At 49.7% G+C, this 4587-nt stretch carries 4 protein-coding genes and 2 pseudogenes; 1 reads left to right on the forward strand and 5 read right to left on the reverse strand.

Annotation, left to right across the window (positions count from 1 at the left end; translation table 11 throughout):
• Window positions 1–247 precede the first annotated feature (247 nt).
• The 5 genes and pseudogenes from FTU38_RS16335 to traJ form a co-directional block, all read right to left on the reverse strand.
• Complete coding sequence (locus FTU38_RS16335) at window positions 248–1105, reverse strand: SDR family NAD(P)-dependent oxidoreductase (RefSeq protein ID WP_120366351.1); 858 nt, start codon at window positions 1103–1105, stop codon at window positions 248–250.
• A gap of 159 nt (window positions 1106–1264) precedes the next feature.
• The gene (locus FTU38_RS17090) at window positions 1265–1450 is read right to left on the reverse strand and encodes a GyrI-like domain-containing protein (RefSeq protein ID WP_233735431.1); all 186 of its coding nucleotides are present in this window, start codon (window positions 1448–1450) and stop codon (window positions 1265–1267) included.
• Window positions 1442–2344 (reverse strand): annotated as a pseudogene (locus FTU38_RS16340) (TCR/Tet family MFS transporter); the annotation flags it as partial. The gene FTU38_RS17090 and the pseudogene FTU38_RS16340, both read right to left, overlap by 9 nt.
• Before the next feature lie 26 nt (window positions 2345–2370).
• Window positions 2371–3246: pseudogene (gene traI / locus FTU38_RS16345) on the reverse strand (TraI/MobA(P) family conjugative relaxase); the annotation flags it as partial.
• Window positions 3243–3617, reverse strand: a complete 375-nt coding sequence (gene traJ / locus FTU38_RS16350; protein WP_033472343.1) for a conjugal transfer transcriptional regulator TraJ — start codon at window positions 3615–3617, stop codon at window positions 3243–3245. The gene traJ and the pseudogene traI, both read right to left, overlap by 4 nt.
• 329 nt (window positions 3618–3946) lie before the next feature.
• Between traJ and FTU38_RS16355 the strand changes: the two genes are divergently transcribed.
• Entirely contained in the window at window positions 3947–4339 is a 393-nt protein-coding gene (locus FTU38_RS16355; RefSeq protein ID WP_052928019.1) for a TraK family protein, read from the forward strand.
• Window positions 4340–4587: the final 248 nt, after the last annotated feature.

Consider the following 4587-nt stretch of genomic DNA (forward strand, 5'->3'; position numbering starts at 1 on the left):
GTAAATTTTCAGCGTTGCTGGCTCCCCGTCAGCCGGATTGGGTTGCATCGCAGGGGTGTCGAAAGAGTCAACTGCGGTCCAAAGCTGTTGGACTTGGGTGAAAAGGGCGTTTATTCTTCCTATACGTAAATTGTATTTGTTTTAGAAAAAGTTTTTGATCATTTGCTTCTTGCTGTGTAAAAGGTTTGTATGCTTGAATTTCTTCAATGATTTCTTTCATTTTTTATTGTCACTTTCCTGTCGTCATCTACTTATCAGCTAAATACCCTTCAGGCATTGGAATCAATTTTTCTGATTCCCGACTGAGGCTCTCCTCTGCTTTCCACCCGGCGATTTTATTTTCCGTTGCTTCGATCACCCCATCAAAAAGAGAATCACTTAATATTAGACGTAGTGGTGGTTCAGGCAATGCCGCAAGTTTTAAGATTGTCTTTGCTGCTAATATAGGGTCACTATCTGTCGCCTGACCCTCCTGTTCTTTTGCGAAGGCATCCATTTGTTGATGCAGTTCTTGATAATCCGGCAAGCGTTTACTATTATGCAGTTTCTTGTAAAGATCTGTCCAATAACCTCCTGGTTCAACAATAGTCACATGAACACCAAAAGGAGCCAGTTCCTGTGCTAAAGCTTCCGTCAATCCTTCTACCGCAAATTTACTAGCACTGTATAGACCTGAAGTCATCCAAGACATGATGCCCCCGATACTACTCATTTGGATAAAACGACCTGATTTGTCTCGCAAAAAAGGAGAAACCGCTTGAGCCGTCCAAAGAGAACCGAAAAAGTTTACATTCATTATCTGACGCGCCTCTTCTTCTGTTGTCTCCTCAATCATTCCTCCAAGCATCATTCCCGCATTACTCAAAGCAATATCGATGCCATTAAATTTTTCTGCTCCCTTAGCAGCAGCGGCTACTACCATGTCTCGTTCTTCAATATCGCCTAAACAGATCAGCAAAGAAGATCCATATTCTGTTTTTAACCTGCTGAGTTTTCCTTCTGTTCTAGAAAAAGAAATGACTTGGTCGCCATTTTCTAATACTAATTTTACTGTCTCAAAACCAATTCCTTTACTTCCACCAGTAATAAACCACGTTCTAGTCATCTGTCCACGCTCCTTTTTTCCTAATTACTCTCAATATGATTATAACAAATTAAAAGGCCAACAACAACTATAGTATCTAATATGCTGATTGTCAGTTATAAAATACTAAGAGTCATTTTATTCAAAAAAAGTTGTGGCAAAAAACTTGCCACAACTTTTTTATTTTGCACGAATCGGGAGCCATATTTGGAACTGTGCATTCTGAGGATTAGCATCTAAATATAATTCGATATCTGGCAATTCAGCATATTCAAAACCTGAAGTTGGTAACCATTCAGTAAAAATCTGCTGTTGCAATTCTTGAATTGCTCCTGGTATAGGACCCGTTCCTGAGAATACCGCCATCCAGCTTTGCGTGATAAAAGCCAGCAATAAAAACCCGCACATATCAGCGCCCATTCCAAGCAGCAACACACCGCGGTCACCCAGTCGCTTTGAAAGAGTGCCGGTTAAAACAGCTTGTACGAATGTATGTGCTGCACCAAAAACGGCCAGCGACACACCTGCTGTGCCAATATCCCAATTCAAGCGCTGTTCGCCATAAATCACCCACAAAGCGGCGGGCGCCTGCCCAATCAGCTGCATAAGAAAAAACAACGCAAAAAAGCTGGCAAGTCCCTGAACTGCAAAATTGAAGCGAAAGCCTTCAAACAAATTGATTTTGGCTGGCTGTCCTTCAGGCGGTTGTGACGGCGTTTTGGGCAACAAGAAAGCCACCAAACAAAAGGCAATTGCATTGAGAAGAGCCCCTGCCACAAAGGGCGCATGCACAGATATATCACTAAGAACACCGCCAATAGCAGGCCCTGCAATCATACCTGCACCAAAACACGCCCCCATAAAACCAAACCAACGCGCACGTTCTTCCTGTTTAGTTGTATCAGCGATAATTGATGCCGCGATTGCACCAGTTGCTCCGGTAACACCTGAGATAATCCGGCCGATATAAAGCACCCATAAAACAGGCGCTGCCGCCATTATGCTATAATCAATCGTGGCACCTAAAAATGAAACCAGCAAAATAATCCGCCGTCCATAGCGGTCAGATAACCGCCCTAAAACGGGCGCGCAAAAGACCTGCATAAACGCATAAAGCGATAAAAAAACACCATAGTGAAATGCTGTTTGCTCTGCCGGTACAAATTCATTTAATAAAGCCGGAACCACCGGCATGATTAATCCCAAACCAATCGCATCAAGCGCGACAACAATGAGTGCGGTTATAAGTGATTTTGACATAGATGTGACTTTTATTTATCATTGATAAGTTGGCGATAAAAAACTTTGTACCTGGCATAAAGCTCGGTGGTGTCAGCGCGTGACCGTACCGGCTTCTTTTGATACTGCCGCCTGGGCGGCTTCTCCTGCTGATCCGGTGACGCCTCAAAGGCTCCCAGCCGCTTTTCCAGGGCAGGCTTGGACAGATCGCGGGACAGGGTGCTGGGCTTGACCATCGTGCCGTCATCGGCCCGGATCACCAACCCGTTACCCCTTGGCGTAATCTCCAGGCCGTTATCACGCATGACCTGGTGCAGCTCCGTCCAGGACTGCGCGGCTTTAATGTCGTCCAGGCATTCGCGCTTGATCCAGCCCACCAGACTTTCCACGCCGGCATGGCGCTCCATGTCGGCGGCCCTCGATGCCGCCCCGCGCTGCTGCGGCCGGTGATTGTCTGCCTCCAGGCCATAGTCCCGTTCCAGCGTCTCGCACAAGTCGGCCAGCGCCAGGTGCGGATAGTACGGTTCGTGCATCGTGTGCCTGGTCGGGTGAATCTTGTTGATGGCAATGTGGATGTGCAGGTTGTCGGTGTCGTTATGCACGGCGCTGATACGCTGATGCTCACCAAACCCTAGCCCTTGGCAAATCCGTTCCTCTATCGCCTTCAAGGTGTCGGCATCGGGATTCTCGCCGGCGCGAAAACTGACAATCAGGTGATAGGTCTTATCGCCCTTGGCCCTGGTGTTCATGTGCTGGGTGGCCAGCACTTCGGTGATGGCATCGCGCACTGAATGCGCCTCGCAATTCGTGACCTGAACATGGCCCAGCCGGTGGTCTTTGCTCTGTGCGTCGGTGATGTATTTAGCCAGGTCGGCAAAGTCTGATTTGCCCAGGGAACGCATGGCAACATGCTTGGCAATCATGATGCTGCCCTGGGTCGCACAATAGATTCCATCAATCGGCTCATTTCGTCCTGGTTGGCCTCAATCCGGGCCAGCAGGCCCAAGACAGTTTCAGCGCTGAACCGGGCCGTTCGGGCATCGTCGGTCAGCCACAATTTCAGCAGACCACCGAGGCGGCCCAGGTCGCCATTGACCCGCACCAGCTCGCGCACGTTCTCGTAATCGGTCACGCCCTGGACGGCGTAACCCTGCCCCACGGCCAGCAAAAAAGCAGACGTACTCAAGCCAGCCGCTTGTGCGTTGGCCTCAATGGCGGCCCGCTCTTCCGGCAGGCAATACACCTTGATCGGCGTGCTGCTTTTTCTCGTTACCTTCTGCTCTGTCGCCTCCATCTTTGGCGTCCTCCTGGTTCTCTTATTCCGGCGTCCGCCGATGGCCCCGCAGGGCAGGATTCCCGTTGAGCGCCGCAGGTGCGAATAAGGGGAAGTGAAGAGGAACACCATGCTTGCATGGTGGGCCTACTTCACACATCCTGCCCGCTTCACCACCACTTTAACATCACTACCATTTACCGGCTATAACCCGTTTTATCGACAAACACAAGCCGATTCCACGCATAAGGCGTGCAATCTGGCTTTAGTCGCCTTACAATCGCTTTAATAGCGATAGAATCGGCATTAAATCGCGGATAAATCGACATATAAAAGGCGGTAGAATCGGCATGACTAAACGGCTTACAGAGCGCATTGCAGCGCAAATGCAGACCCAAAAGCCCACCCGTTCAGGACAGAATCGGGCGGCTTTCCTGGCCCAGCGCGACGACATAAAAGAGGCTTTGACCGATGGCTGGCCGGTAAAAGCCATCTGGAAAACGCTGCACGATGAAGGGAAAATCAGCTTCGGATATGATGCTTTTATCAGCTATGTGAACAGTCTGATTCGGTCGCCAGGCGAGCCTGAAAAGGCCACCGCAAGACCGCCGGCATCCTCCCAACCGGCCCCCAAGAAAGCCACCCCAGCGACACCCAAACCAGTACCATCAGCCAGCCATAAGCCGGGGGAGATTCCCAGCTTCAACTTCAACCCCAGCCCGAACAAAGCGGACTTGATTTGACGCCCCAAGGGGCGGATTGGACGCCAAGAGGGAAGGCATAGCCCGCCCCTCAAGTGTCAATGAACCCCTGGAAATCGACCCCGAAAACAGCCCCCTTCATAGAGGCGGCCTATTAACATTTGAGTGGGAGTGACGGGCACTGGCTGGCAATGTCTAGCAACGGCAGGCATTTCGGCTGAGGGTAAAAGAACTTTCCGCTAAGCGATAGACTGTATGTAAACACAGTATTGCAAGGACGCGGAACATGC

The sequence above is a fragment of the Acinetobacter sp. YH12098 genome, assembly GCF_013419235.1.
GTDB classification, from domain to species: Bacteria; Pseudomonadota; Gammaproteobacteria; order Pseudomonadales; family Moraxellaceae; genus Acinetobacter; species Acinetobacter amyesii.

Coding starts and splice junctions, on each gene's coding strand:
- FTU38_RS16335 (WP_120366351.1), bottom strand. CDS start 1,105: ATGACTAGAACGTGGTTTATTACTGGTGGAAGTAAAGGAATTGGTTTT.
- FTU38_RS17090 (WP_233735431.1), bottom strand. CDS start 1,450: ATGGCGGTATTCTCAGGAACGGGTCCTATACCAGGAGCAATTCAAGAA.
- traJ (WP_033472343.1), bottom strand. CDS start 3,617: ATGGAGGCGACAGAGCAGAAGGTAACGAGAAAAAGCAGCACGCCGATC.
- FTU38_RS16355 (WP_052928019.1), top strand. CDS start 3,947: ATGACTAAACGGCTTACAGAGCGCATTGCAGCGCAAATGCAGACCCAA.